This window comes from Allostigmatella hybrida (assembly GCF_020103775.1).
GTDB lineage: Bacteria > Myxococcota > Myxococcia > Myxococcales > Myxococcaceae > Hyalangium > Hyalangium aurantiaca.
Window position 1 is genome coordinate 1,149,476 of sequence record NZ_JAHXBH010000001.1, and the last position, 24,012, is coordinate 1,173,487.

The 24,012-nt window shown below is 69.7% G+C and carries 19 protein-coding genes; 8 read left to right on the forward strand and 11 right to left on the reverse strand.

What is annotated here, in order from left to right; translation table 11 throughout:
* Together KY661_RS04620 and KY661_RS04625 are read right to left on the reverse strand one after the other, a co-directional pair.
* A complete protein-coding gene (locus tag KY661_RS04620) occupies window positions 1-1,413 on the reverse strand; it encodes a vWA domain-containing protein (RefSeq protein ID WP_225409022.1) in 1,413 nt (470 codons plus the stop codon).
* 110 nt (window positions 1,414-1,523) lie between these two features.
* Window positions 1,524-4,424 carry a PAS domain S-box protein gene (locus KY661_RS04625; protein WP_225409023.1) on the reverse strand — a complete coding sequence of 967 codons (2,901 nt, stop codon included), beginning with the start codon at window positions 4,422-4,424 and terminating at the stop codon, window positions 1,524-1,526.
* Between the two features lie 307 nt (window positions 4,425-4,731).
* Here KY661_RS04625 and KY661_RS04630 point away from each other — a divergent pair, with 307 nt between their 5' ends.
* Window positions 4,732-6,465 carry a sensor histidine kinase gene (locus KY661_RS04630; RefSeq protein WP_225409024.1) on the forward strand — a complete coding sequence of 578 codons (1,734 nt, stop codon included), beginning with the start codon at window positions 4,732-4,734 and terminating at the stop codon, window positions 6,463-6,465.
* A gap of 3 nt (window positions 6,466-6,468) precedes the next feature.
* On the opposite strand, the gene KY661_RS04635 is transcribed toward KY661_RS04630, so the two are convergent.
* On the reverse strand, window positions 6,469-6,984 hold the full coding sequence (locus KY661_RS04635) for a GreA/GreB family elongation factor (protein WP_075005760.1): 516 nt from the start codon (window positions 6,982-6,984) through the stop codon (window positions 6,469-6,471).
* A gap of 60 nt (window positions 6,985-7,044) precedes the next feature.
* Here KY661_RS04635 and KY661_RS04640 point away from each other — a divergent pair, with 60 nt between their 5' ends.
* The gene (locus KY661_RS04640) at window positions 7,045-7,326 is read left to right on the forward strand and encodes a rhodanese-like domain-containing protein (RefSeq protein WP_225409025.1); all 282 of its coding nucleotides are present in this window, start codon (window positions 7,045-7,047) and stop codon (window positions 7,324-7,326) included.
* 25 nt (window positions 7,327-7,351) lie between these two features.
* Here KY661_RS04640 and KY661_RS04645 read toward each other — a convergent pair whose 3' ends face one another.
* Complete coding sequence (locus KY661_RS04645; protein ID WP_225409026.1) at window positions 7,352-8,155, reverse strand: prolipoprotein diacylglyceryl transferase; 804 nt, start codon at window positions 8,153-8,155, stop codon at window positions 7,352-7,354.
* 563 nt (window positions 8,156-8,718) lie between these two features.
* Here KY661_RS04645 and popC point away from each other — a divergent pair.
* Both popC and popD read left to right on the forward strand, forming a co-directional pair.
* Complete coding sequence (popC, locus tag KY661_RS04650) at window positions 8,719-10,119, forward strand: subtilisin-like protease PopC (protein ID WP_225409027.1); 1,401 nt, start codon at window positions 8,719-8,721, stop codon at window positions 10,117-10,119.
* A 61-nt stretch (window positions 10,120-10,180) separates the two neighbouring features.
* Entirely contained in the window at window positions 10,181-10,591 is a 411-nt protein-coding gene (popD, locus tag KY661_RS04655; protein WP_450097567.1) for a PopC secretion inhibitor PopD, read from the forward strand.
* A gap of 232 nt (window positions 10,592-10,823) precedes the next feature.
* Here the strand turns inward: popD and KY661_RS04660 are convergent, their stop codons facing one another.
* Window positions 10,824-11,570 (reverse strand): SDR family oxidoreductase, encoded by a 747-nt coding sequence (locus KY661_RS04660; protein WP_225409029.1) that lies wholly within the window; start codon window positions 11,568-11,570, stop codon window positions 10,824-10,826.
* 92 nt (window positions 11,571-11,662) lie between these two features.
* The gene (locus KY661_RS04665) at window positions 11,663-12,544 is read right to left on the reverse strand and encodes a serine hydrolase (RefSeq protein WP_225409030.1); all 882 of its coding nucleotides are present in this window, start codon (window positions 12,542-12,544) and stop codon (window positions 11,663-11,665) included.
* Between the two features lie 180 nt (window positions 12,545-12,724).
* On the opposite strand from KY661_RS04665, the gene KY661_RS04670 reads away from it, so the two are divergent.
* Genes KY661_RS04670 through KY661_RS04680 form a run of 3 tightly spaced genes read left to right on the forward strand, consistent with a single transcriptional unit; the run spans window position 12,725 to window position 16,061 of the window.
* Window positions 12,725-13,327 (forward strand): hypothetical protein, encoded by a 603-nt coding sequence (locus KY661_RS04670; protein ID WP_225409031.1) that lies wholly within the window; start codon window positions 12,725-12,727, stop codon window positions 13,325-13,327.
* A 44-nt stretch (window positions 13,328-13,371) separates the two neighbouring features.
* Window positions 13,372-15,030, forward strand: a complete 1,659-nt coding sequence (locus KY661_RS04675) for a hypothetical protein (protein WP_317987209.1) — start codon at window positions 13,372-13,374, stop codon at window positions 15,028-15,030.
* A 2-nt stretch (window positions 15,031-15,032) separates the two neighbouring features.
* Complete coding sequence (locus KY661_RS04680; RefSeq protein ID WP_225409033.1) at window positions 15,033-16,061, forward strand: alpha/beta fold hydrolase; 1,029 nt, start codon at window positions 15,033-15,035, stop codon at window positions 16,059-16,061.
* A gap of 3 nt (window positions 16,062-16,064) precedes the next feature.
* On the opposite strand, the gene KY661_RS04685 is transcribed toward KY661_RS04680, so the two are convergent.
* The 3 genes from KY661_RS04685 to KY661_RS04695 form a co-directional block, all read right to left on the reverse strand.
* Window positions 16,065-17,087: a lipase family protein gene (locus KY661_RS04685; protein ID WP_225409034.1), complete on the reverse strand. Its 1,023-nt coding sequence runs from the start codon at window positions 17,085-17,087 to the stop codon at window positions 16,065-16,067.
* A gap of 108 nt (window positions 17,088-17,195) precedes the next feature.
* Window positions 17,196-17,783, reverse strand: a complete 588-nt coding sequence (locus tag KY661_RS04690; RefSeq protein ID WP_225409035.1) for a tetratricopeptide repeat protein — start codon at window positions 17,781-17,783, stop codon at window positions 17,196-17,198.
* Window positions 17,784-17,876: 93 nt separating this feature from the next.
* The gene (locus KY661_RS04695) at window positions 17,877-19,553 is read right to left on the reverse strand and encodes a methyl-accepting chemotaxis protein (RefSeq protein ID WP_225409036.1); all 1,677 of its coding nucleotides are present in this window, start codon (window positions 19,551-19,553) and stop codon (window positions 17,877-17,879) included.
* A gap of 507 nt (window positions 19,554-20,060) precedes the next feature.
* Between KY661_RS04695 and KY661_RS04700 the strand changes: the two genes are divergently transcribed.
* The gene (locus tag KY661_RS04700; protein ID WP_225409037.1) at window positions 20,061-20,423 is read left to right on the forward strand and encodes a helix-turn-helix transcriptional regulator; all 363 of its coding nucleotides are present in this window, start codon (window positions 20,061-20,063) and stop codon (window positions 20,421-20,423) included.
* 13 nt (window positions 20,424-20,436) lie between these two features.
* Here the strand turns inward: KY661_RS04700 and KY661_RS04705 are convergent, their stop codons facing one another.
* Together KY661_RS04705 and KY661_RS04710 are read right to left on the reverse strand one after the other, a co-directional pair.
* On the reverse strand, window positions 20,437-21,966 hold the full coding sequence (locus KY661_RS04705) for a response regulator (RefSeq protein WP_225409038.1): 1,530 nt from the start codon (window positions 21,964-21,966) through the stop codon (window positions 20,437-20,439).
* Window positions 21,959-24,007 carry an ATP-binding protein gene (locus KY661_RS04710; protein WP_225409039.1) on the reverse strand — a complete coding sequence of 683 codons (2,049 nt, stop codon included), beginning with the start codon at window positions 24,005-24,007 and terminating at the stop codon, window positions 21,959-21,961. The genes KY661_RS04705 and KY661_RS04710 overlap by 8 nt, the downstream gene beginning before the upstream one ends.
* Window positions 24,008-24,012: the final 5 nt, after the last annotated feature.

Sequence of the window (24,012 nt, forward strand, 5' to 3'; positions counted from 1 at the left end):
TCAATACGCATTTTCCTGCCCAAAGTTCTTGATGGACTTGATCTGGAGGGAGCGGGCGTGGTCCCTCTGCTCGGATGCGCTCTGGGCGTGCTCGTAGGCGTCCCGGGTACGGTCCAGGTCCTCGATGTCCCCGGACAGCGCCGAGGCGCTCGCGCCAAAGAAGCGCCGGGCGCTGCCCATCAGGCTCAGGGCGCTCTGGCGGTTGCCCCGCTTCATCTCCTCGGCCGCCGCGCGCATCTGCTGGGTGCCCAGGGCCCGGTGCGCATGCACGCGCACATCCTTGTCCAGGTGGGCCCGCACCACCTTAGACTTCTCCGTGGACTTCGCCGTCAGCGCCACCTGCACCTCCGCCGGGCGGTCCGTCTCCACGTTGATGTAGTGCACCGTGGCCACCAGCAGCTCCAGGGGGTCGTCCGAGGCTTCCGTCTCCAGGGACAGCTTCACCACCAGCCGCGCCGACTGGCCGCCCGCCATGTCGTACAGCGGCACCCGCACCTCGTTGCCCTCGCGCACGGCGTTCACGCCCATCACCTCCACGGTGTGGACGGCCGGCGGCAGGGTGAGCCGCACCTCCACGGCGCGCGCCACCGTGCTCGTGGCCTGCTCCAGCTCGCGGGTGAACACCTCGGCGAGCTGCTCCGAGCGCAAGAAGCCGCTGAAGCCGCCGCCCTGGTCCGCGATTCCCTGCATCAGGTTCTCGTTGAAGTCCGCGCCCACGCCCAGGCCGCTCACGGCGATGCCCTGGCCCCGGAGGGTGCGCGCCAGCGCCAACAGCTCCTCCTCGCGCTGCAGGCCCGCGGTGGGCTGCCCGTCGCTCAGGAGGATGATGCGGCTCACCTTGAAGAACTCCGTGGCACCCTTCAGTTGCTCGGCCGCCGCCTCCAGGGCGCCGCTGATGTTGGTGGAGCCCCCATCCTCGATGCCCTCCACGAAGGCGTACATCCGCTCGCGCTCGTACTCCGTGGCCAGCGTGGCGGGGAACACGGTGACGTCCGTGCCGTAGTGCACCAGCGTCACCCGGTCCTCCGGGCGCACCCGGGAGATGAACTCGCGCGCGGCCTGCTTGGCGTCATCCATCTTCTGCCCGCGCATGGAGCCGGAGCGGTCGATGACGAGCGCCACGTTCGCCGGCACCCGGCGCCGCTCCTTGGGCTCCCGGGCCTTCACCTCCAGCACGGCGAAGGCCTCGCTGGGGCCCGCCTGCACCCAGGCCCCGGACAGCTTGCCCTCCAGCGTCAGGGGGCCCCAGCCCGAGGAGGCCACCCACGGGAGCACCTCGGTGGCGGCCTCCTCATCCGGGGTGGCCACCGTGTGGGTGGTGTCCAGGACGGGGGGCGGCTTGGGCAATCCCAGCGCCAGGGCCCCGAGGGCGAGCAGCACGGCGGCGGACAGCAGCAGGACGGTGCGGCTCATTCGGGGAACCTCGCAGGCGGAAGCTTGGGAAGCAGGCTAGGGAGTTTCCTGCTTCCGTCACATCGGGCACTGGGAGGACCCCGGGCGTTTGTGGCCCGCGGCCGCATCGGTCAACGGGAGGAGGGTCCCCGGCTCACCAGGTCCTGCACGATTTGCCGCAGCGCCGGCTCGTTGAAGGGCTTCTCCAGCTTGGGGTTGGGGATGGCCTCCAGGAACTCGCGCGCGTTGGTGGTGAAGGCGCCGCCGGACACGAAGATGAAGCGCCGCTCCAGCCCGGCCTGCGTCTTGCGCACCGCCTCGTACAGGTCCTTACCGCCCAGGTCCGGCATCATCACGTCGCACAGCACGGCGTCGAAGAAGTCCGGCTCGCGCTGCAGCCGCTCCAGGGCCTGGCGCCCGCCGGAGGCCACCTCCACCTCGTGCTCCTTGAGGATGCGCCGCAGCACCTTGCCCACGCCGGGCTCGTCGTCCACCACCAGCACGCGGCCCTTGCGCTGCGTGGCCGGCTGCGCCGCGGGGAGGGCGGCGTGGGTGCGCGCGCGGGTGCGCGGCTCCAGCGAGGGCAGGATGACGCGGAAGGTGGAGCCCTTGCCCATCTCGCTGTCGGCGGAGATCTCGCCGCCCAGGTTGGTGATGATGCCGTGGCAGATGGACAGGCCCAGCCCCGTGCCCACGCCCACCGGCTTGGTGGTGAAGAACGGATCAAAGATGCGGCCCAGCGCCTCGCGCGGAATGCCCGAGCCCGAGTCCTGCACCTCGATGAGCACCCGGCCCACATCCAGGCGCCGGGTGACGAGGCGGATGGAGTGGCGCTGCGCGTCGCCCTCGGGGATGGCCTGGGCGGCGTTCACCACCAGGTTGAGGAACACCTGGCACAGCCGGCCCTCGTTGGCCATGACCATGGGCACCGAGGCGTAGTCCCGGTGCAGCTGGGCGCGGTGGCGGATTTCATTGGCCGCCATCATCACCACCGAGTCCAGCACCTGGTGGATGTCCACCGGGCTCAGCCGCTCCTCGTCCGGCCGCGAGAACGTCTTCAGCTGGCGGACGATCTGCCGCACGCGCTCGGCGCCCTCGTACGCCTCGCTGAGCACCTCCTGCCACTCGGCCAGGTCCAACTCCGCGCGCTGGCGCAGCTTGGGGCCGCTGCCGGCCGTGGCCGAGGCGGTGGAGGGGGTGCTCTCCATCGACAGCTGGCTGCGGCGCATCTCCTCGGACAGGAAGCTCAGGTTGGAGATGACGAAGGCGAGCGGGTTGTTGATTTCGTGGGCGATGCCCGCCGCCAGCGTGCCCACCGAGGCGAGCCGGTCGGCCAGCGTCAGCCGCGCCTGGAGCTGGCGCTGCTCCGTCACGTCGCGCGCGATGGAGACCACCGCCGGGGCGCCGTCGAACAGGAGCGGCAGCGAGACGAGCTCCGCCACGCGCGTCTTGCCATCGCGCCGCACGAGCCGCCGCTCGCCGGTAATCATGCCCTTGATTCCGCTCGGGTCCGGGGGCGGGCCGGGCACCTCTTCGAGGTCATCCTCCACGAAGCGCATCAGCGCGCGGCCGATGAGCTGGTCGGGCCGGTCGAAGCCCAGCGTGGTGACGAGCGCCATGTTGGCGTAGACGATGCGGCCGTCGCGCTGGATGGCCGCCGCGTCCGTCACGCCCTCCAGGAGGATGCGGAAGCTGGCCTCGGACATCTTGAGGGCCTCCTCCACCTCGCGCCGGTCGGTGATGTCCCGGGCGATGCCCTCCACGGACACCGCGCGCCCGCTGCTGTTGAGCACCGGGGCCACGGTGTGCTCCAGCCACTTGGTGCGCCCGTCCCGGCACGTGAAGCGCAGCACCACCGGCTTGTTGCTCACCGACTGGGGGTTCTCCAAGAGCTGCGTGAGCGCGGGCAGGTCGCCCGGGTGGATGTGCCGGTGCCACAGCTCGGGGTCCGCGTAGTGCTCCTCGGGGCTGTAGCCGAGCTGATCGCTCACCACGCGGCTGACGAAGAGGAAGCTGCGCGGATTCTCCAGCCGGTACCGGTACTGGATGTCCGAGGCGTTCTCCGCGAGCTGCCGGTAGCGCGTCTCGCGCTCGCGCAGCGCGCTCTCGGACTGGCGGTGCTCCAGCTCCAGGGAGATGGCGCCGGCCACCGCCGACAGCAGGTCCACCTCCAGCTGCGTCCACAGCCGCTGCTCCCGGCAGTGGTCGAAGCCGATGAAGCCCACCAGCGCCTCGTTGACGCGCAGCGGAAGGACGAGCAGGGACTGGATGGCCTGCGGGACGAGGAGGGTGCGCTCCGCCTCGGGGAAGTCCTTCACCAGCCCCATGATTTTGTCGCCCTGGGACAGCCGCTCCAGCCAGCGCGAGAAGGCGGGCTCCATGGGGAGGTTTTGCAGCTGGGGGTTGTCCAGCTCCGGGGTGATGCCCTGCGCGCACCACTCGGCGCGCTGGCTCATGAGCACCTGGCCGCCCTCGTCCCGGTGCAGGAGGAAGACGTAGACGCGGCTGGCCCCGGTGGCCTGGCCGATGGGCTCCAGCACCCCGCGGTAGGACTCCTTATAGGACTCCTCGCCGTGCTGGGCCACGAGCAGCCGCTGCTGCATCTCCACCAGCGCGGCCAGGTAGCGCTCGCGCTGCGAGAGCGCGTCGTGGGTGCGCCGCCGCTCGCTCACATCGGTGAGCGTCCCACAGAAGCCCTGCACGGAGCCGTCTTCCCCACGCAGGGAGCGCGTCACCACCTCCACCCAGCGCTCGGCCCCATCGCGCGCCAGGGCGCGCGCCTCGAACCGCTGGGGCCCCGGCGGCTGAGCCAGCATGTCCAGGAACCGCTGCTGGTGCTGCTCCCGGTCCTTCGGGTGGAGCGTGTCGAGGAACGCACGGCCCACGCTCTCCTCGGGGCGGTAGCCCGTCAGCTTCGTCCACGCGGGGTTGAGGAAGGTCACCACCCCCTGGGTGTCCATGTGGAACACCACTTCATCGAGGCTGTCGATGATTTGCCGGTGGAAGCGATCGCTGCGGCTGGGCTCGGACATGACCGAAGACATCGTTCTGTGGGCCTTGAGGAGAGGAAGGCTGCATTATTTCACGAGCCGAGCGCCCCGTGCTCGCCGTGTCGCATGCCCCCGAGGGGCATGCCGGAGCATCAAAGTTCGCGGAAAGCCTGGATGACGGCAAGTTGGGTCAGCCTCTACCCGTCCATCCCGGAGAGCCGGCTGGGGACGGCGGCCCCGCTTGCCCAGACGGGGACCAGGCCAGGGGGGCGCGTCATAAAACCGGGCGAGGAGGCTTCCGGAAGGCAGGCACTGTCGAGCAAGATGGGCGCAACGGGGGAGTGTGCGGATGTCCTTGGGTCGTGCTGCTGGACTGGCCTCGAGTGAGGAAATGGACGAGGACGGCTCCGCCGCGGCCCCCGAGCCGGTGACGGCGCGGGCGGGGCCCTGGCCGGCCGGGGATGCCACGGATCCGGACGCCGGGCTGGTACGGCGGCTGCTGGGGGTGCCGGCGCCGGCGCTGGCCATCATGGATGCCACGGGCCGGGTGGTGGACGCCAACGACAGCTTCCTGCGCCTGGGCGGTGTGGGCCGCGAGGAGCTGGAGGCGGGCCGGCTGCGCTGGGACGCGCTGGCGGCGCCGGAGTCGCCCGCGGCCGGGGCGCACGCGCTGGACATGCTGCGCCGGCTGGGCACGGCGGGCCCGCTGGAGACGGAGTACGTGCGCCCGGATGGCTCGCGGGTGCCGGTGCGGGTGGCGGCGCTGGGGCTGGAGCAGCCCGAGCGGCTGCTGGTGCTGGTGCAAGACTTGACGCCGCGCAGGCGCGCCGAGGAGGCGCTGCGCTTCCTGTCCGACGCGAGCCGGGAGCTGGCCGAGGTGCGGGCCGAGCCGGAGGCCATCCTCGCGGGGGTGGCGCACCTGGCGGTCAGCGCCATGGCGACCTGGTGCCTGGTGGACGTGCTGGAGGAGGATGGGAACTTCCGGCGGGTGGCCCAGGCGCACCGGGAGCCCGGCCGCGAGGCGCTCCTGCGCGAGGCGCCGCGCTATCCGCCCATCACCGATGCCCAGAGCCCCCTGTTCCAGGCGCTGGCGCGGGGCGAGTCCCGCGTCTACCCGGACTTCCTGCCGGAGCACCAGGTGCTGATGGCGCGGGGGGCGGGGGCGCTCGCCCAGCTCGAGCAACTGGGGGCGCGCTCGGTGATGCTGGTGCCCATGCGCTCGCGGGGCCACGCGGTGGGGCTGCTCACCTTCGCCTCGTGTGACGTGGGGCGGCGCTACGGCTCGGAGGACCTGGAGATGGTGGAGGAGCTGGCGCGCCGCGTGGTGGCGGCGGTAGACAACGCCCGGCTCTACCACCAGGGCCAGGACGCGGTGCGCCTGCGCGACGAGTTCCTGGGCATCGCCAGCCACGAGCTGAAGACGCCGCTCACGCCCCTGCGGCTGCGGCTGCAGATGCTCCAGCGCCAGGCGGAGGGCGCCCAGCGGACGGGCGAGTCCCTGTCGCCCGAGCGCTTCTCGGAAGGGCTGGATGTCGCGCTGCGTCAGGTGCGCAAGCTGGCGGACCTGGTGGACAACCTGCTGGATGTCTCGCGGATTACCGCGGGGCGGATGAAGCTGGAGCTGGAGGACGTGGACCTCGCGGCGCTGGCCTCGGAGCTCGTCTCGCGCTTCACGCCCTCGGCGGTGCAGTTCGGCTGCACGCTGGAACTGCACGCGCCGGTGCCGGTGGTGGGGCGGTGGGACCGGCTGCGGGTGGAGCAGGTGGTGACGAACCTGCTGACCAACGCGCTGAAGTACGGCGCGGGCCGGCCGGTGGTGGTGCGGGTGGAGGGGGCGGGGGAGCGGGCCCGGCTCACGGTGCAGGACCACGGCATCGGCATCGCCGAGGAGGACCTGGGCCGCATCTTCGAGCGCTTCGAGCGGGCGGTGAGCGACCGCCACTACGGCGGCCTGGGGCTGGGGCTCTACATCACCCGGCAAATCGTCGAGGCCCTGGGCGGCACGGTGCGGGTGTCGAGCCGCCCCGGCATGGGCTCCACGTTCACGCTGGAGCTGCCCCGGGGCGAGCCGGGCGAGCCGTAGCCCTCAGGCCACCTCGAGCACCGTCCACTCGCGCACCTCGCCCGCGAAGGTGACATCCACGCTGTCCCCGGCGCGGCGGCCCAGCAGGGCGCGGCCCACGGGGGAGGCGGGGGTGATGACGGACAGGAAGCCATCGCCGCCGGGGCCGGTGAGCTCCGTGCCCGCGCCCACGGGCAGCACGAAGAAGGTCCGCTCGTCGTAGCCCTCCTCGTCCTCGGTGCGCACATCCACGAGGGCGCCCAGGGCCACGGGGTCTCCCCGCCGGAAGCGGGGCGGCTCCGCCTCGCGGAAGGCCGTCAGCACGCCCAGCTCCTCCTGGAGGCGGCGGGCGCGGGCGGACTGCCCGGTGGCGAGGCTGCCGTACTCGATGGCGGCCCGGCCATCCTCCTTCTTCTCCGACTCGGTGGCGAGGCTGCGCGCGGCCTCGCGGGCCTCGGCCTGGGCCCGGTGGGCCAGCCGGTCACTGTGCTGGAGGCGCTCGGCGAGCTGCGCCATCAGCGCCTTCTTGTCGATTCCCATGCCACATGACTGTAGCGGCGCGGGCGGAAGGCTCCAGTTTCTGGATTACAGTCGGGCGCCATGACTCCGAAAGAACTCTCAGAGAAGGCCCGGACGCTCGTCGCGCAGGGCGCGGTGCTGCTGGATGTCCGGACGCCAGAGGAATTCCAGCAGGGCCACCCCGAGCAGGCGCTCAACATCCCCGTGCAGGAGCTGCCCCGGCGGCTCGCGGAGGTGGGCGCGCCGGGAACGAAGGTGGTGGTGTACTGCGCCAGCGGGGGCCGCAGCGCCATGGCCGCGCAGCTGCTGCGCGGCGGGGGCTACCCGGACGTCTTCGATCTGAAGTCCGTCACGTACTGGTAGCCCGGGCAGGGCGGGGCGCGCGGGGTCAGCGCGCCGTGCCCACCGCGCCGGAGGAGGCCGCGGGGGTGCCATTCTGGGGCGCGCGCTTGGTCACCAGCCCCCAGACCCCGTAGATGATGAGCAGGAAGCAGCTGTACTGGGCCGGGGTGAGGCCGAAGTAGCGCGCATCGACGTAGCTCAGGTCGGTGGCGCGCATGAAGTCGAAGCAGAAGCGGCCGCAGGCATAGACGATGGCCGTCAGGTGCAGGAGCCGGCCCTGGAGCTTGCCCGCGTTGCGCAGGGCGTAGAGCAGGCCCGTGAGGCAGAACAGCAGCAGGGCGTCATAGAGCCCCAGGTCATGCCGGGGGCCGCCGTAGATGGACGCGGGGAAGTCCACGGCGAGGAAGAAGTCCGTGCGCGTGCCCGGGTGGTCATGGGCAACGAAGCAGCCGAGCCGGGCCACGCCCCACCCCGGGACGACGCCGAGCGCGAAGGCATCCGCGTACCGGGAGAAGGGCACGTTGCGCACCCGGAAGAAGATGACGGCCGCGAGGATGCCACCCAGCAGGCCGCCGAAGGAGGACAGGCCGTCCCACACCTTGAAGAGCTGGAAGGGGCTCTTGGAGAGCTCCTCCGGGTGGTACAGCAGCAGGTGCACCAGGTGCCCCATGACGACGCCGCCGGCCACCCCCCACATGGAGTAGTCGTGCACGGGGTTGGGGTCCAACCCCTGCCGCTCCGAGGCCTTCACGATGAGGCGGGCGGCCAGGAAGATGCCCAGCGCGACGAAAATGCCGAACGGCTCGATGGGGCCGATCTTCAGCGAGTGCGGATTGACGTAGGGAATCACGGAGCCTCTCCAACGGGCGGGAACCCTCCCATACCCGTATGACGCGAGCCTGACGAACAATTCGTGAAGCCGAATCATCCGGCGACCACACCGTACGCCCTTGGACGACACGCACTGTCACCCCGCGGATGGCGGGAACGCGCCCGGTAGGGAATGATTCTCACTTCCGGACGTTCAGGGAGGCACCGAAGGACCCGCCCAGCGTGGATTGGCGTCTAATAAGGGAAAACCCGTGATTTTTTGTCAGGGTTTTTCGTCTCAAGCCACAGAGGCCTGAGAACCCGAAGAAGGGGGGGCGGACATGCAGGCGGTTGAAGCGTCCAGTGGAGGCCCACTGGAGCACATTCCCCAGGTGGGGCGAGGTGACGCGAGGGGCTCTCCGGAGCGTGTGGGAGCCCCCGTGTAGCATCTCCCCCCGGCGCAGCCGGTGCGCCCTGGCGCTGTGTCCATCCCGATGGGTTGGCTCAACACCTGAATCAGCCGGAGGTGCTCATTCCCCCTTTCCCAGCAGCGAGCCCGAGGTCCCCTAGCCGTCCGAAGTTCCAGTGAGGAGTGCACAGTCCATGAGGTCCTATCTGTTGGTTTCCAAGGAGAGCATCGAAACCCAGGCGCGCGATGGGGTCAGGGGGACCGCGCGCGGCGAGCGTCAGTTGCTGCGGTCCACAGCGCTGCGCTTCGGAGGCGCCGAGCGGGCGGCCGAGGCCCTGCAGCAGCTCGGGCTGCGGTCGGCGACGCTGCCGGGCGCCCGGCCCGCCGTGAAGCAGGCGGCGAACAGGAAGACCGGGCGCACACGGGGCAACATCGTCGCCGCCCAGGCCACGCCCATCCCCGGGCCGGTGCAGGAGCTGACCGGGCTGGAGAACGGCTCGTACCGGTACATGCCGCTCATCGGCGCGACGATGGCGCACTTCTACTCGGATCAGGCCGAGCGCGCCGCGCGCGGGGAGCTGGAGGGCGACTTCGAGTTCGTCCCGGACGTGGTGCCCCTCTCGTTCCCCGGCCCGGTGGCCGGGCAGACGGGCCCCCGCAACCGCGGCATGGCCTCGCTGTCCGAGCGCGAGTGGCCGGCCGAGTGCGGCGTGTCCCTGGCGCACGCGGAGGGCATCCGCGGCGCGGGCGTCATGCTGGGCATCCTCGACACCGGCGTGGACGCCGACCACCCCGAGCACGCCAGCAAGGTCATCCAGTTCCGCTACGTCTCGCTGTTCCCCAACTCGCCGCACACGCCGGCGCGCGACATCCGCGGGTTTGATCCGTCGGGCCACGGCACGCACGTGTCGGGCATCGCCGCGGGGGTGCACCATGGGGTCGCCCCCGAGGTGGACCTCTATGTCGCCTCGGTCATCGAGTCGGAGACCATCCGCACCAGCCTGGGGCGGGTGGCGGCGGGCATGGACTGGCTGCTGCACCAGTTCTCCCGCCCGGAGAACGCCTCGCGGCCGGCGGTGGTGAACATGTCGCTGGGCTTCCCGGTGCAGTGTCCGCAGGGCATCAGCGAGGCCGACTACCGGCTGAACCTGCGCGCCCTGCAGAGCATGATTCGCCGGCTGCTCGACAGCAACGTGCTGCCCGTTGTTGCGGCAGGCAACAGTGGACCCAACACGGTTGGTTACCCAGCAGGCTTTCCCGAAGCACTGGCCATCGGTGCAGTCGACTTTGACCGCCGAGTGGCCAGTTTCTCGGCCAGTGGCGCCGTAGGGAAGCGGGTTGTACCGGACGCCATGGGATACGGTGTTAACATCTACTCAAGCACCGAGCGGCGCTGCAACAACCAGGCTTTTTATGAGAGAATGAGTGGCACCAGCATGGCTGCCCCTTATGTAGCGGGTATCGCAGCACTGTATCGTTGCCGTGCTCCTGACTTGACGGCGGCCGAAGTCAGGGATTTGATACTGGGCAACACGATCAAGCTTCCTCGCTCGTCGGTTCACCGCACAGGCAAGGGCTTGGCTGTATATCGGTGACGGTCGTTGTGTCCGGGGTCGGCGCCACTAGAACGCCGGGCCCGGGGAAGGGTTGATGGCCATGAGCAGGAAACAGAGCGGATCCGGAAAGAGCCTGTACGCTTTACCGCGCGCGTCTCCCCGGGTTCGGCCCCTGCCGGGCCACAGCGGCGGTGACGCCGCGTCATCGGAGTGGATTGACGTGATGGTCATGCCGGCGGAGGACCGGATGCCCGCACGCCCGGTCGCCTCGGCGCCCCGGAGCCGGGCCGAGCTGTACCGTGACGGCCAGGCCGCCAGCGCTCAATTTCGCGACAGCCTCATGGATTGGCTCAAGGCGCACCACCTGCTGGGCGCGGTCCGGGCCGTCAGTGAGCCAGGTGGCTCGCTTCCCATGTTGACCTTGCGCTGTGCGCCCCGCGTGTTGGACCAGTTGCGGCGCGCTCCCGAGTTCGAAGCCGGCACAGCCATGTCGCTCGAACTTCACTCCTGAAGAGAACCGACGCGCCCAAGTTCTTCTTCCTGAATAATCTAGATTCTCTGATTTATCGCGGCAACCTGCCAAGAGGCTGCGAAGGCCGATTTCTTGTCTGCGGTTGGACACAAGACGAGAAAGCCGTTCATGTCCCAATAGACAGCGCATCCCGGATTTAAGTTTCACCCGCGTAGGGGCCCTGGGCCGCGGCCGAGGGGCTCCCTGCTTGCCTGCTTCACGGGCCCGCGCCTCAGAAGGCGAGGCCGCCGTCCACGTCGAGGGTGCGGCCGTTGAAGTAGTCGCACTCGAGGATGAACTTCACGGCGATCCAGATGTCCTCGGGCAGGCCGATGCGGCCCACGGGGATGGCGGCCACCAGCGCGTCCCGGGCCTTCTGGTTCATGCCCTGGGTCATCGGTGTCTCAATCATGCCGGGGGCCACGGCGCCCACGCGGACGCCGAACGGGGCGAACTCGCGCGCCCAGGTGACGGTGTTGGCCGCCAGCGAGGCCTTGGCCGCGACGTAGTTGGACTGGCCGCGGTTTCCGTGCCGCGCGATGGAGGACATGTTGACGATGACGCCCGGCTTTTGATCCGTCTGCACCATCTTGGTGACGACCTCGCGCACCATGAGGGTGGCGCCCGTCAGGTTCACCCCGATGACGGCGTTCCAGTCCGCGGTGCTCAGCTTCTTCACCTCGCCGGTGGTCTTGTCCTTCTTCACCAGGAGCGAGTCCCGGAGGATGCCCGCGTTGTTGATGAGGCCGTTGAGGCCGCCCATGGCCCCGTGCGCCCAGTTCACGAAGGCCGTGCAGTCCTCCTCGCTGGAGACATCCAGCCTTCGGCGGTGAATCCCCGCGGGCAGCGCGGCGAGCTTGTCCTCGCTGATGTCGCCGACGGCGACCTGGGCCCCGGCCTCGAGCAGCCGCTGCGCGAAGTGCGCGCCCATGCCCTGGGCTCCGCCCGTCACCACGATCTTCAGGTCCTTGAGCTGCATGGAGAATCTCCTGGGGATGCGGTGGCGGGGCCACCTTGAAAGGGGGCGGAGGCTATGTCCAACGCGCGGGCACTGGCCAGCCTCAAGCGCGCTCAGGGCTTGGCGAGGGGCCGCACCGCGTGGGCATGCACCTGGCGCGCGAGGTCCGCGATGAGCGCCTCGGCCACCGGGGCCTCGGGGATGTCCCGGGTGAGCACCACGAGCACATAGGGGGCGCGGCAGGGCGGATACACGATGGCCGCGTCGTGGAGCACGCCGGAGATCTGCCCCGTCTTGTGGGCCACCGGGGTGCCGGGCGGGAGGCCCGCGGGGATGAGCGAGTTCAGCTCCTGCGCGAGGAGGATGTCCCGCATGGCCTGGGTCGAGCGCGGGGAGGCGGCCTTGCCCTGTTCGAGGGCGGCGAGCAGCGTGGCCAAGTCCTTCGCCGTCGCGGTGTTGTTGAGCCCCTTCGCGTAGGCCTTCGCATCCTCCACGCCCCGCAGCACCGTCATCGAGCGGGTGCCCAGGGCCCGCAGGGTGCGGGTGACGCGCTTGGCGTCCACCCGGGCGATGAGGGTGTTGGTGGCGAGGTTGCTGGAGCGGGTGATCATCCGCTTCAGCAATTCGCTCGCGGGCACGGACTGGCCCAGCCGCTCGTAGAGCGCGGCATCCTCGTCCTCCGTCGCATCGAGCGTGTACGGCGAGCCATCCACGATGGATGCGAACCGGTTGGCCAGGGGCACGGGCTGATCCAGGGACAGCTTCCCGGCATCCACCTGCCGGAAGAACTCGATCATCACCGGCACCTTCATGGTGCTGGCCGCGTGGAAGGCGGCCTCCGCCCCCAGAAACACCGTGTCCCGGGAATCACCGAGATCCAGGTACGCGACGGCCACCGATGCCCCCTTCACTTGGGCGATCCGTTGCTGGAGGATCTCCGGGAGCGAAGGGGCCGCCGGTGAGGACGCGAGGAGCACGAGGAGCAGGGAGGTCATGACGCACGGGGCCATGTCACGCGAGGTTTTGACAAAGATGTCAACGCGATGCTACCCGTGTTTGAGAGAGGATTCCTCCAGCGTGCCTCGCGAGCCGCGCGTGACCCCATCCGGAACCTCGCCCCCCCGTTGTCCCTGTCGTCCCCGGCGTCCCGCCGGGTTCAAGAGGAGTCTCCACACATGAAGAAGAAGCTGCTGTCGGCGGTGGTGCTGTGCGCGCTCGGGTTCGTGGGCTGCGGGGACGATTCTGACGGAGAAACGCCTCCCCCCGGCTCCCAGAAGTTCACCACGGCCGATGGCATCCGCACGTACCTCGACGGCAAGACCATGCTGATGGAGGGGGCGAACATCCCCAGCCACCCCAATGGCTTCAGCGAGGACCTGAACCTGGGCTCCTCCTCGCAGTGCTACGAGAAGGTGCAGATGACCAGCTCGGGCGGGAACTTCACCGTGAACAGCTCGCTGGCCACCGTGCGGGCCGATGGGTGTGACCACGTGGCCTCGGGCACCCAGACCTTCACCTCCACCGGCGTGCTCATCGAGAACGTGAAGGGCAATGGCGAGTGCTTCGACATCACCATCACCTTCGTGGGCTTCAAGCAGGTGGGCCGGGGCATGCTGAGCGAGGAGGGCAAGACGCTCACCCTGGAGCTCTTCTTCGAGGGCCAGGCCGTGGGTGCCAACTGCGCCGCGGGCGCGGTCGGTGCCTCCACGGTGACGCTCAACAATGCGCCCTTCACCGGTAACGCGAAGCAGGTCTATATGGTCTCCGCCGGGCAGTAGCGCGCCCCGGCGTGTGACGGCTCCTTCTCGCTCCCGAGGGGTTTATGACGTGGTGGTTGAAGGTTGAATCAGGCAGGACCCTCCGGGGGGGCGCGGCCGCCCTCGTCCTGGGGGCGCTGGGCACCGGGCTTCCCGCAGAGGCAAGCCCCACCACCGTCCCGGGCGCGTATTACGGTCCCTGGCAGGACGAGAAGGACCGCGAGAAGGAAGCCGAGCCGCGCGAGTTCTCGCTCATCAACTACTTCTTCACCCGGGGCTCCTTCACCAACCAGGTGGGGGACCCCAGCGGCCTCAAGGGCGTGTCCCTGGGGCCCATCGGGAACCTGACCGGCAGCGCGGTGCGGGTGCAGGACTCGCAGGCGTACTTCATCGAGCAGCGCTGGATTCCCATCATCGAGTACAGCCCGTGGTTCGTGGACGGGCTGGCCAGCTTCCGCGCCCAGTTCGAGGTGGACTTCCTCTGGGGCCGCGCGGCCAACACCGTGCAGCCCAACGAGGGCGGCGGCTTCAACGCCGACCAGATCAACCTTCAGACGAAGAACATCAACGTCGCGCTCTACCCGTTCCGGGATCCGTCGAAGCTCACCCTGCTCATCGGCGCGCAGCCCGTGTACGACTCGTACCAGGACCCGACGCGCTCCGCGCTCAGCGAAATCATCCGCACCGGCTACAAGCTGACCTTCCTGGGCAGCGATGCGACGGGCCTGTCCCTCTTCAGCAGCTACAAGGGCCACGCCAAGCTGAGCCTGCTGCCGCTGGGCACCGCGCAGGCGGACAAGGCGCTCGAGGATGATCCGCGCCTGAAGTACATCTGGCTGCTCACCGCGGACTACGTGTACCCGGTGCAGCCCGGCACGAACGTGGGCGTGTCCGCCTGGGGCCTCAAGGATGACACCAAGGGCGATGCGTTCGCCTTCGAGGGGCTCGTGAAGAGCGGCCCGTCCTCCTCAGGCCTGGGCGGCTTCACCGGCTCGGCGCGCTTCAGCATCGACCGGCCCACCGGCTCGGTGTTCTGGCTGGGCGCGCACTTCAACCACAACATCGACTTCCGCACGGGCCCCTTCGCCGCCTCCGGCTTCGTCATGTACAACGGCGGCAGCTACGAGAGCAGCAACCCCGAGACGCCGCTCAACCGCACCGTGGACATCAGCGGCCTGTCCGCCAACGTGGAGGCCGCCTACAACTGGGGCCGCACCGGCAGCGACGTGGTGACGCTGGAGGGCATCTACACCACCGGCGACAAGGACCTGACCGACGGCAAGTACACGGGCGCCTTCACCCTCAACCAGTACGGCCTGCCCGGCGCGGTGTGGTTCAACCACAAGACGCTGATCCTCTTCCCCTTCACCAGCACGGCCAACAACTACACCGGCGCGGTGACGGACATCTCCAACCAGGGCTACGGCCTGCAGGCCGCCATCGCCACCGGGGCCATGGACCTCATCCCGAACAAGCTCAACCTGAAGCTGGGCGCGGCCATGGCCTCCAGCACCGTCACCCCGCCGCGCTGGGACGAGGGCGTGGAGCGCGGCCGCTTCATCGGCGCCGAGGTGAACGCGGAGCTGAAGTACCACATCCGCTACCTCATGACCGTGGGGCTGCACGCGGGCTACATGTTCAAGGGCAGCTTCTATGACGGGGCCGCGCGGGTGACGTCCAACCCCTGGGCCGGCTTCACCACCTTCACCTGGTACGCGTTCTGATCATGACGACTTCTCGCGCCGTCCCGGCCCTGCTGCTCGCCGCCGTGCTCGCCTCGGGGTGTGTCCGCTCCTACCGCTCCCAGCCGCCCCTGGACTTCCAGGACTTCCCCTACACCTCGCTCGAGGGCCAGCCCTGGCCGCTCCAGCGGGTGCCGCTGCCCAAGACGGCGGAGGCCTACCAGCTGGCCTCCGTGCCCCAGGTGGCCTACGTGGAGCTCAACCCCCAGGGGACCCGCACGCTCGTGTTCATCCACGGGCTGGGCTCGTACCTGAAGTTCTGGCGCTACCAGCTCGATGCCTTCGCGCAGCAGGGCTACCGCGTGGTGGCGGTGGACCTGCCCGGCTACGGCAAGTCCGACAAGCCCGCCACGTTCCCGTACACCATGGAGGCCATGGCGGACGCGGTGCGCGAGCTGGTGCAGACGCTGGGCGTGGAGCGGCCCATCCTGGTGGGGCACTCCATGGGCGGGCAGACGGCGCTCTCCTACGCCATCCGCTACCCCGAGGAGCCCGCCGCGCTCGTGCTCACCTCGCCGGCCGGCTTCGAGAAGTTCTCCGACAAGGAGAAGCGCTGGTTCCGGCGCTCGCTCACCTCTGCCTTCATCAAGTCCTCGCCCGAGTACAACCTCTGGGGCAGCGTGCGGCAGTCCAACTTCGCCCGCTGGCGCCCGGAGCTGGAGTGGCTCATCGAGGAGCGCGTGCGCGTGGTGAACACCCCCGCGTTCGATGCCTACGCCTACGCCAACGTGCGCACCGTGGACGGGCTGGCGCACAACGACTTCGTGCGCGACAACCTGGGCCGCGTCCAGGCGCCCGCGCTCATCGTCTTCGGCGAGGACGACCGGCTCATTCCCAACCCCTTCCTCCACGGGGGCTGGACCCGGGACATCATGGCGTACGGCCACGCGGGGCTGCGGGGCTCGTCGCTGGTGGGGCTCGCGCGCTGCGGCCACTCGGTGCAGCTCGACTGCCCCCAGGAGTACAACGCCGCGGTGTCCACGTTCCTGGGGGCGCTGGCGCCCGCGCCCTGAGCGCTACGGGATGCGGTGGTTCTTCACCATCTCGTACTGCACCTCCGCCGTCAGGTCCTTCGAGTTGAAGTGCCCGTACGGGTAGCCCGTGTACACCTTCTCGCCCGTCTGCCCCGGGATGCGGGAGGTGTACGCGCCGTAGACGAGGCCGCCGTAGCCCACCACCTCATCCGCCGTGGAGTAGAGCGCGTAGCGGTAGGCGCCCTCGTAGCCCTGGCTGGACTGGAGGTTCTTCAGGTAGGCCGAGGGGCCCGCGCCCGCCCAGCTTCCCGGAAAGAGGCCGTTGGTGGCCCCGCACGTGGGGGTGGTGGCCCCCGAGGTGTAGCAGTTCGTCAGCCCCAGGTTGCCGCCGGCGATGCCCACGAAGGTGTCCACCGAGGACGTGAGCGCCGGGCCGACGGTGTAAGAGCCACCCTCCAGCGCGTCGTTCGCGGTGCCGCCGAGCAGCGCCTTGCGCGCCAGCGTCACGCCCATGGAGTGGGTGACGATGTCCACCTTCGAGGCCCCGGTGTACGCCTTCACCGCCTCGATGAACTTGCGGACCTTCATCACGTACGTCTTCGAGTGGTACTGCTGCGACGAGAGCATCACGTTCGCCGGGCCCCACGTCATCGCGTAGAGCTCGCTCGGCTTGTAGCCCCGGGACAGGAAGTACTCGATGGAGGCGTTCCAGCCCGTCTGGCCCGCAGTCCCCGTGCCAATGGCCTTGTCCGAGTTGCCGTGGATGAAGATGACGGGCTGGTTCACCACGGTGTCGCTGGCGCTGCTCTTGCCGCCGTAGCTGGCGCCTGAGATGTCCGTGCGGACGAAGTTGTAGCCGCCGTAGCCGTTGGCCGTCAGCCACTGGCTGAAGTGCGGGGTGAAGCCCGCGGTGGAGACGGCCTCCGCCTCGTGCGTGGCCAGAGCGGGGGCGGTTTGCGCCTCACCGGAGGCGAGCTCCGGGCCGCAGCCCAGGGACAACGAGCCCAGGGACAACGAGCCCACGCACAACGCACCCAGCACGGCTTGGCAGGAGCGCAAACGCATCGTGATTCTCCTTGAAGGGGGATGGGCGCCCTCCCGGAGGAGGGACGCTCGCGAAAGTGTACAGCCAACGTGAAACAATATGGAGACAGGTGTCTCAGTCGCGGTGCGTCAACCCCGGGTGGGTCCGCGGCGACGCCCCGAGGCGGCCGCGCGCTTCGGCTTCGGGGCGGGCAGGGCGGCCATCACCGGGGTGAGGGAGGTGGCGATGCGCACGGAGTCCGGGAAGAGGTGCTGCGCGCGCTGGCCCAGCGCGGCGGCCTCTTCCAGCCGGCCCTGGGCGTACAGCACGTCGATGAGCCCGCTCCACCCATCCTCCAGCACGGTCAGCGCCTTCTCCACGCCCGCGAGCAGGTAGCGCTCCGCCGCGTCCGAGGCGCCCTCGGCGACGTGCAGGAAGTAGCCCAGCTCCACGAGGGAGGCCGCCGAGCGGTCCGAGGCGAGCACCGCCTGCTGCAGGTACCGGCGTGCCTTGCGCAGCCCGGCGCGCTTCTCGGCAGGCCCCTCCGAGGTGCTCGTCTGGAGGCGCCGGCCCGCCAGCAGCAGCGCGGGCACGTACGCGGGACAGGACTCCAGGGCCTCGTCCAGCAGCTCCAGCGCCTGGGAGGATTCCGCCGCGCGCTTCATCCGCGAGGCCTGGCGGTGCAGCGAGGCCACCTCGGTGAGGGAGACGTGCGGCGGGGGCTTCCGAGGCTTCATGGCGTCTTCCCGGGACAGAGGAGCGTTCGTGGGCACGGCGCGGCGGACCGATTTAGTCACGCCGGGCGCACCCGCCTCAACCGCCTTGACGGGTCACGCGTCCTGCGACGTGGGGGCAATGGGCTTGCGCGCCTCCGCGGGTGAGAATCGGGCCGCGAGCGTCCACAAGTGCTGGGCCTGCGCATGCAGATCCAGCACCGACTGGGCGATCTGCTCCACCCCCGTGACCGCGTCCTCCGCGCTGGCGGACAGGGAGTGGATGCGATGGGCGAGGGACTGGCCCGAGCTGGACTGCCGGGTCCCCTCGGAGGCGAGGGTGCTCACCCGGCTCTGGATTTCCCGGGCGCCGGAGACGATGCGCTCCAGGGCATCGCCCGTGGCGGTGGACAGCCGCACGCCCTCCTCCACCTTCAGGGTGCCCTGCCGCATCTGCGCCGCCGCGGCGGTGGTCTCCTCCTGGTTCTGTTTCAGCAGGTGGCCGATCTGGGACACCACGTCGCGCGAGCGCTCGGCGAGCTTGCGCACCTCGGCGGCCACCACGCTGAAGCCCTTGCCGCTCTCGCCCGCGCGCGCCGCCTCGATGGCGGTGTTGATGGCCAGGATGTTCGTCTCGGTGGTGATGTCCTCGATGAGCTGCAACATCTGCCCCACCACCTCGCTGGAGGCCTGGAGCCGCGCCACCATCTGCGCGGCGCGGTGCACCATCTGGACGAGCTCGCCGATTTTGCGTGAGGAGCGCTCCACCGCCTCGTTGCCCTCGGCCGCCACGCGGCCGTTGCTCTCTGCCGTCTGGGCGGTGAGCAGCGCCTGCTGGGCGCCTTGAGACATCCCCCGGCTCATCTCCTGCACCGACTCCGCCACCAGCTTCATCTGCTCGGAGCGCTGGCGGGTAATCATGGCGAGCACCTCGGAGGAGCGCCGGATGCGGTCGGCATGGGCCACGGTGGAGTCGGCCACCGCGGCGATGCCCTGCACCGTGTCCCGGAGGCCCGTCACCATGGTGTTGAAGGCATGGCCGAGCTGGCCCACCTCGTCCTCCTTGTCCATGGGGACGGTGACGTTCAGGTCTCCCGCGGCCACGCGCTTGGCGGCCTCGGACAGCATGCGCACGGGCCGCACCACCCGCCGGGAGAAGACCCAGCCCACCCCCGCCACCAGCAGCAGCACCGCGCCCACCGTCACCATCAGGCGCTGCTCCATGACGGCCATTTCCTTCTCGATGTCCTCCACGTACACGCCCGTGCCCAGCACCCACCCCCACGGGGTGAAGAGCTTCACGTAGGACTCCTTGGGGATGGGCTCCTTGCTGCCCGGGCGTGTGGCGGCGTAGGCAATGGCGCCCTCGCCCTGGGTCTTCGCCAGCTGGACGATGTCCACGAAGACGGCCTTGCCGCGCGCATCCCGGTACGCCGTCAGGTCCTGGCCCAGCATGGCGGGCAGGTGGGGATGCATCACCAGCCGTGGCGACATGTCGTTGACCCAGAAGTACTCGGTCTTGCCGTAGCGCAGCTCCTGGAGCTGCTGGGCCGCGGCCGCCTGGGCCTGCTCCCGGGACAGCTCCCCGGCGGTGACCTTCGCCTGGTACATCTCCAGCACGCCGTAGGCGGTCTCCACCACGCTGCGCAGCGTGCGCACCCGGTCCGCGTGCAGCTGGGCCCGGACTGCGGGCAGCACGTAGAGCGGGTGGAGCAACAGCAGCGGCAGGGCCACCATGCCCATGGCGATGTAGAGCTTCGTCAGCAGGCTGCGGCGTCCCGGTCTCCACTTCATGCCCGCAGCCTAGGGCACTCAGGGCCCGCACAGGAGGGTTCCTCCCGCTTCCCGGCGCGGAAAAAGTGCGTCGATCCGGGGCTTCCCAGACGTATCAGGTTCAGGCCGGAAAAGACCTGTTCCGAGGGGTGGGGTGAGAACCTCCCGGGTCAGGTCCTCATTTCTCACCTACGCAGCCCCTGAAATGATTCACCCGGAAGAGACCCCGTGGATTCGGCGCCCCCACAGAGCATCCTGGGTTGGAACCCGCGGCGGGGCCGCTCGGGCGTGAACCCGCTCGGAGAATCCCCACGTGAGCGCCACGGGGCCCGCGGGGTGGCCTGGCCCGTAGGGCGCCAGCATCCAACTTGACGCGTCCGGCGAATCCTGATGACGCCGCGACGCGCCATCCTGTCTCAGTCAGCGACCTGCCAGGTGAAGACACACCGATCTACCCGGCAAGTTCTGTGCGTCTGCCTCCATACGTCCTAAGCCGTCAACCGCACCCTTCGGGTCGGGCAAGGAAGCATGGACAAAGAACTCGCATCGACAATCGGCGCTGCGGCGCGTGCCGCCCGGATGCGCCTGGAGCTGACACAGGCAGACGTGGCGGAGCGCATCGACGTGGCGACGGAGGTGTACGGGCGTCTCGAGCGCGGGGGCATGCTTCCCAGCGTCCAGACCCTGCTGAAGCTGTGCCACGAGCTGAACGTCTCCTCCGATGAGCTGCTGGGCCTGGCGCAGCTCAGCCCCATCAACCGTGTTTCGGAGGCGCCCACGCCCCCGGCCGAGCGGCCGGAAATCCGCCGACTGCTGCGCAGCATGCGCCAGCTGGATCCGGCTCACATCAAGCTGCTGGGACTGGTGGCCAAGGCGCTGCTGCGCCGCTAACGCCCGGAGCGGCTCACAGGTTCATCAACAGCCGGTTGAGCTCGTCCGGTTTCACGGGCTTGACCATGTGGTGGTCGAAACCCGCCTGGTGCGCGCGCGAGCGATCTTCGGGGCCCCCGTAGCCGGTGATGGCCACCAGGCGGATGTTCCGCCCGACCCGGGCCCGCAGCTCCTCCGCCACCCGGTACCCATCCAGTCCCGGCAGCCCGATGTCCACCAGCGCCAGGTCCGGGTGGACCGTCAGCGCCAGGGCCACGCCCTCCCTCCCATCCTGCGCCACCTGCACCTGGTGGCCCCACAGCTCCAGCAGGTCCTTGAGCGCCTGGCGCGCGTCCGAGTTGTCCTCCACCAGCAGGATGCGCCGGTGGCGGGCGCCGTCCAGGGGCTTCGGCTGGCCGGCCGTGACGGGGACGGCGGCGCACAGGGGCAGCTTCACCACGAACTCGCTGCCCTGGCCGGTGCCGCCGCTGGTGGCGCCAATGGTGCCCCCGTGCAGCTCCACCAGGTTGCGCACCAGGGTCAGCCCGATGCCGAGGCCGCCGCGCGAGCGCTCCAGGGATTCGTCCGCCTGGTTGAACAGCTCGAAGATGTCGGGCAGCTTGTGGCTGGGAATGCCAATGCCCGTGTCCCGGATGCGCACCACGGCCCGGGCGCTGCCGTCCACGCCCTCCTGGTAGGCCTGCACGAAGATGCGGCCCCCGGCGTCCGTGTACTTGGCCGCGTTGTCGAGCAGGTTCATGAAGATCTGCTCCAGGCGCGTGGGGTCTCCCTCCACCCACAGGGGCCCCTCGTGCAGCGTGCTCTCCAGCCGCAGGCCCCGCCCCTCGGCCACCGGACGGATGAGGGCGATGACCTGCTGGAGCACGGACAGCGCGTCCAGCCGCTCCCGGCGCAGCTCCACCTTGCCCCGGGTAATCCGGCTGACATCCAGCAAGTCGTCCACGAGCCGCGCCAGGTGGTGCGTCTGCCGCTGGATGATGGCGCGCATGCGCGCTTCCTTCACGTCCTCGGTGGGCTTGCGCTCCAGGATGCCGATGGCCGTCATGATGGCGGCGAGCGGGTTGCGCAGCTCGTGGGCGAGCATGGCGAGGAACTCGTCCTTGCGGCGGTCCGCGGCGGTGAGCTGGTCGGCGCGCACGCGCAGCTCGCGCTCCGCGTGGCGCAGGCGCAGGAGGCTGCGCACGGTGGCGATGAGCTCCGCGGGCTCGAAGGGCTGGGTGAGGTAGCCGTCCGCGCCCGCGTCCAGGCCCTGCACGCGCTTGTCCGGGGTGACGAAGGTGGCGGAGGTGTGCAGCACGGAGATGGAGGCCGTGTCGGGGCTGGCGCGCAGGCGCGAGGCCACCTCGTAGCCGAGGATGTCCGGCAGCTTCACGTCCAGGATGATGAGGTCCGGGCGGTGCTGCGCGGCGAGCTTCAGCGCCTCGGTGCCGGTGCCTGCCTCGATGACGCGGTAGCCGCCCATCTCGAGGATGCGGCTGGCGACATAGCGGCTGGCGTTGTCGTCGTTGACGTTGAGAATGGTCGCGTTGAGGAACTCAGCCACGGCGCACCTCCCGCTCCTCGATGCGGGTGCCCAGTCCCGCCTTGGCCAGGGCATCGCGGATGCGCGAGATGGCCACCTCGCGGCTCAGGGTGTGCTTGGCGAGGATGGCCGCGGTCTCCTGGGCCAGGCGCGAGCGCTCGTTCTCCTTCAGCTCCTGGGAGGTGTGGAGGATGACGGGAATCTCGCGCGTGCGCGGGTCCGCCTTCAGCTGGTCCAGCACGTCGAACGCCGTCATGTCCTGCAGGAGGAAGTCCAGGAAGATGAGGTGGGGGGCCTTGTCCCGGGCAAGCTGCACGCCATCCTGGCCGCCGCTGGCCTCCATCAGCACGTAGTGGGTGTCCTTGAGCAGCTGCTTGAGCAGGTAGCGGTGCACCTCGTCGTCGTCGATGATGAGGATGCGCTCGACGGGGCCGCGGTGGGCCAGCTCGTCCAGCTTGCGCCTGAGCCGGTCGGGCTCCACGGGCTTGAGCCAGAACTCGTCGGCCCCCAGGGCGCGCGCCTTCTGCTCGCGGTCGGTGATGGTGACCACCAGGATGGGGATGTCCCGGGTGTCCTCCCGGCTCTTCATCTCCGCGAGGAAGCTCCAGCTCGTCTCGCCCTCCAGCATCACGTCCAGCACCATGGCGGCGGGGCGCACGCGCTGCACGGTGCGGCGCGCCTCCTCCACGGTGCGCACCGCGAGGACCTGGAAGCCGGAGCGCTCCAGGTACTTCTCGTAGAGAAAGAGCGTCTGCCGGTCGTCCTCCAGCACCAGCACGGGCGCCCGCGCGGGATCCAGGTGCTGGCTGCGCTCGGAGAGCCCCGCCATCTCCTTCACCTCGGGGTGGACGCGGGGGAGGGTGACGGTGAAGGTGGAGCCCTTGCCCTCCGTGCTCTGCACGGTGAGCGTGCCCCCCAGCATCTCGGTGAGGCGGCGCGCCAGCGGAAGTCCCAGGCCGGTGCCCTTCACCTTCTTGTGCAGCGGCGTCTCCACCTGGATGAACTCCTCGAAGATGCGCTCCTGGTACTCCGGAGGAATGCCGATGCCGGTGTCCTTCACGCTGAAGCACACCGTGTCGCGCGGCCCCTGGCTCACCTGGATGGCGATGGTGCCCTGCTCGGTGAACTTCACCGCGTTGGAGACGAGGTTGCGCAGCACCTGGCTGAGCTTGGCCTCGTCCGTCTCCAGCTCCACCGTCGAGGGGCTCTCCGGGAAGACGATCTCCACCGGGGACTCCGGGGGCAGCAGCGGCCGCATCATGCCGCGCAGCGCGCTGACGAAGTCGCCCGCCACGAAGCGGTTGGGGCGCAGCACCGCCTTGCCCGCCTCCATCTTGGAGAGATCCAACAAGTCATTCACCAGTTCGTAGAGCGCCTCGGCGGAGGTGCGGACAAACTGGATCTGCTTCTCCTGCTCGGTGGTGAGCGGCCCATTGAGCGGGTTGAGCAGCACCTTGGACAGGCCGAGGATGGAGTGCAGCGGGGTGCGGAACTCGTGGCTGACGTTGGCCACCACGCGGCCCTTCACCTCGGCGGCCCGCTGAAGGCTCTCGGCCTTCTCGTCCAGGGCCGCGTGCAGGCTGCGCACGCCGCGGTTGGACTCCTCCAGCTCGCGGTTGAGCCGCTGCAGCTCGTCCGCGCGGCGCTGGAGCTCCCGCTGCTGGCGCTCCGTCTCCCGGTGGAGCGCGGACAGCTCGCTGAGCGTGGAGCTGACCTGGGAGAGCGCCGCGCCGTAGTCCTCCGGCACCAGGCTGCCCACCATCACCACCTGGCCCTCGTAGGGCTGGGCGCGGAAGGCGAAGGTGGTGGGCTTGTTCTCGCCAGCGCACAGGATGAGCTCCCAGCCATCCACGCGCTCCTCGAGGGCCTGGAGCAGCAACCGGTCCACCTTCTCCTCGGTGCCCTGCGCCGCCAGCGCCCGCAGCCGCTTGCCCTTTTGAGCCCCAAGGATGGTCTCCGCCCGGGCATCCGCCCAGGTGATGGTTCCGCCCGGGTCACACACGAGCGCCACTTCCCGGCTCAACGCATCGAGCAGGCGTGAGGCGAATGGGGCAGCCGTCATGAAAG

Bases quoted from the DNA above. Each gene is read 5' to 3' on its own strand.
- KY661_RS04685 (WP_225409034.1), bottom strand. From the start codon at position 17,087: ATGCGTTTGCGCTCCTGCCAAGCCGTGCTGGGTGCGTTGTGCGTGGGC.
- KY661_RS04710 (WP_225409039.1), bottom strand. From the start codon at position 24,007: ATGACGGCTGCCCCATTCGCCTCACGCCTGCTCGATGCGTTGAGCCGG.
- KY661_RS04670 (WP_225409031.1), top strand. From the start codon at position 12,725: ATGAAGAAGAAGCTGCTGTCGGCGGTGGTGCTGTGCGCGCTCGGGTTC.
- popC (WP_225409027.1), top strand. From the start codon at position 8,719: ATGAGGTCCTATCTGTTGGTTTCCAAGGAGAGCATCGAAACCCAGGCG.
- KY661_RS04665 (WP_225409030.1), bottom strand. From the start codon at position 12,544: ATGACCTCCCTGCTCCTCGTGCTCCTCGCGTCCTCACCGGCGGCCCCT.
- KY661_RS04695 (WP_225409036.1), bottom strand. From the start codon at position 19,553: ATGAAGTGGAGACCGGGACGCCGCAGCCTGCTGACGAAGCTCTACATC.
- KY661_RS04620 (WP_225409022.1), bottom strand. From the start codon at position 1,413: ATGAGCCGCACCGTCCTGCTGCTGTCCGCCGCCGTGCTGCTCGCCCTC.
- KY661_RS04635 (WP_075005760.1), bottom strand. From the start codon at position 6,984: ATGGGAATCGACAAGAAGGCGCTGATGGCGCAGCTCGCCGAGCGCCTC.
- KY661_RS04660 (WP_225409029.1), bottom strand. From the start codon at position 11,570: ATGCAGCTCAAGGACCTGAAGATCGTGGTGACGGGCGGAGCCCAGGGC.
- KY661_RS04690 (WP_225409035.1), bottom strand. From the start codon at position 17,783: ATGAAGCCTCGGAAGCCCCCGCCGCACGTCTCCCTCACCGAGGTGGCC.
- KY661_RS04675 (WP_317987209.1), top strand. From the start codon at position 13,372: ATGACGTGGTGGTTGAAGGTTGAATCAGGCAGGACCCTCCGGGGGGGC.
- KY661_RS04630 (WP_225409024.1), top strand. From the start codon at position 4,732: ATGTCCTTGGGTCGTGCTGCTGGACTGGCCTCGAGTGAGGAAATGGAC.
- KY661_RS04680 (WP_225409033.1), top strand. From the start codon at position 15,033: ATGACGACTTCTCGCGCCGTCCCGGCCCTGCTGCTCGCCGCCGTGCTC.
- KY661_RS04640 (WP_225409025.1), top strand. From the start codon at position 7,045: ATGACTCCGAAAGAACTCTCAGAGAAGGCCCGGACGCTCGTCGCGCAG.
- KY661_RS04625 (WP_225409023.1), bottom strand. From the start codon at position 4,424: ATGTCCGAGCCCAGCCGCAGCGATCGCTTCCACCGGCAAATCATCGAC.
- popD (WP_450097567.1), top strand. From the start codon at position 10,181: ATGAGCAGGAAACAGAGCGGATCCGGAAAGAGCCTGTACGCTTTACCG.
- KY661_RS04700 (WP_225409037.1), top strand. From the start codon at position 20,061: ATGGACAAAGAACTCGCATCGACAATCGGCGCTGCGGCGCGTGCCGCC.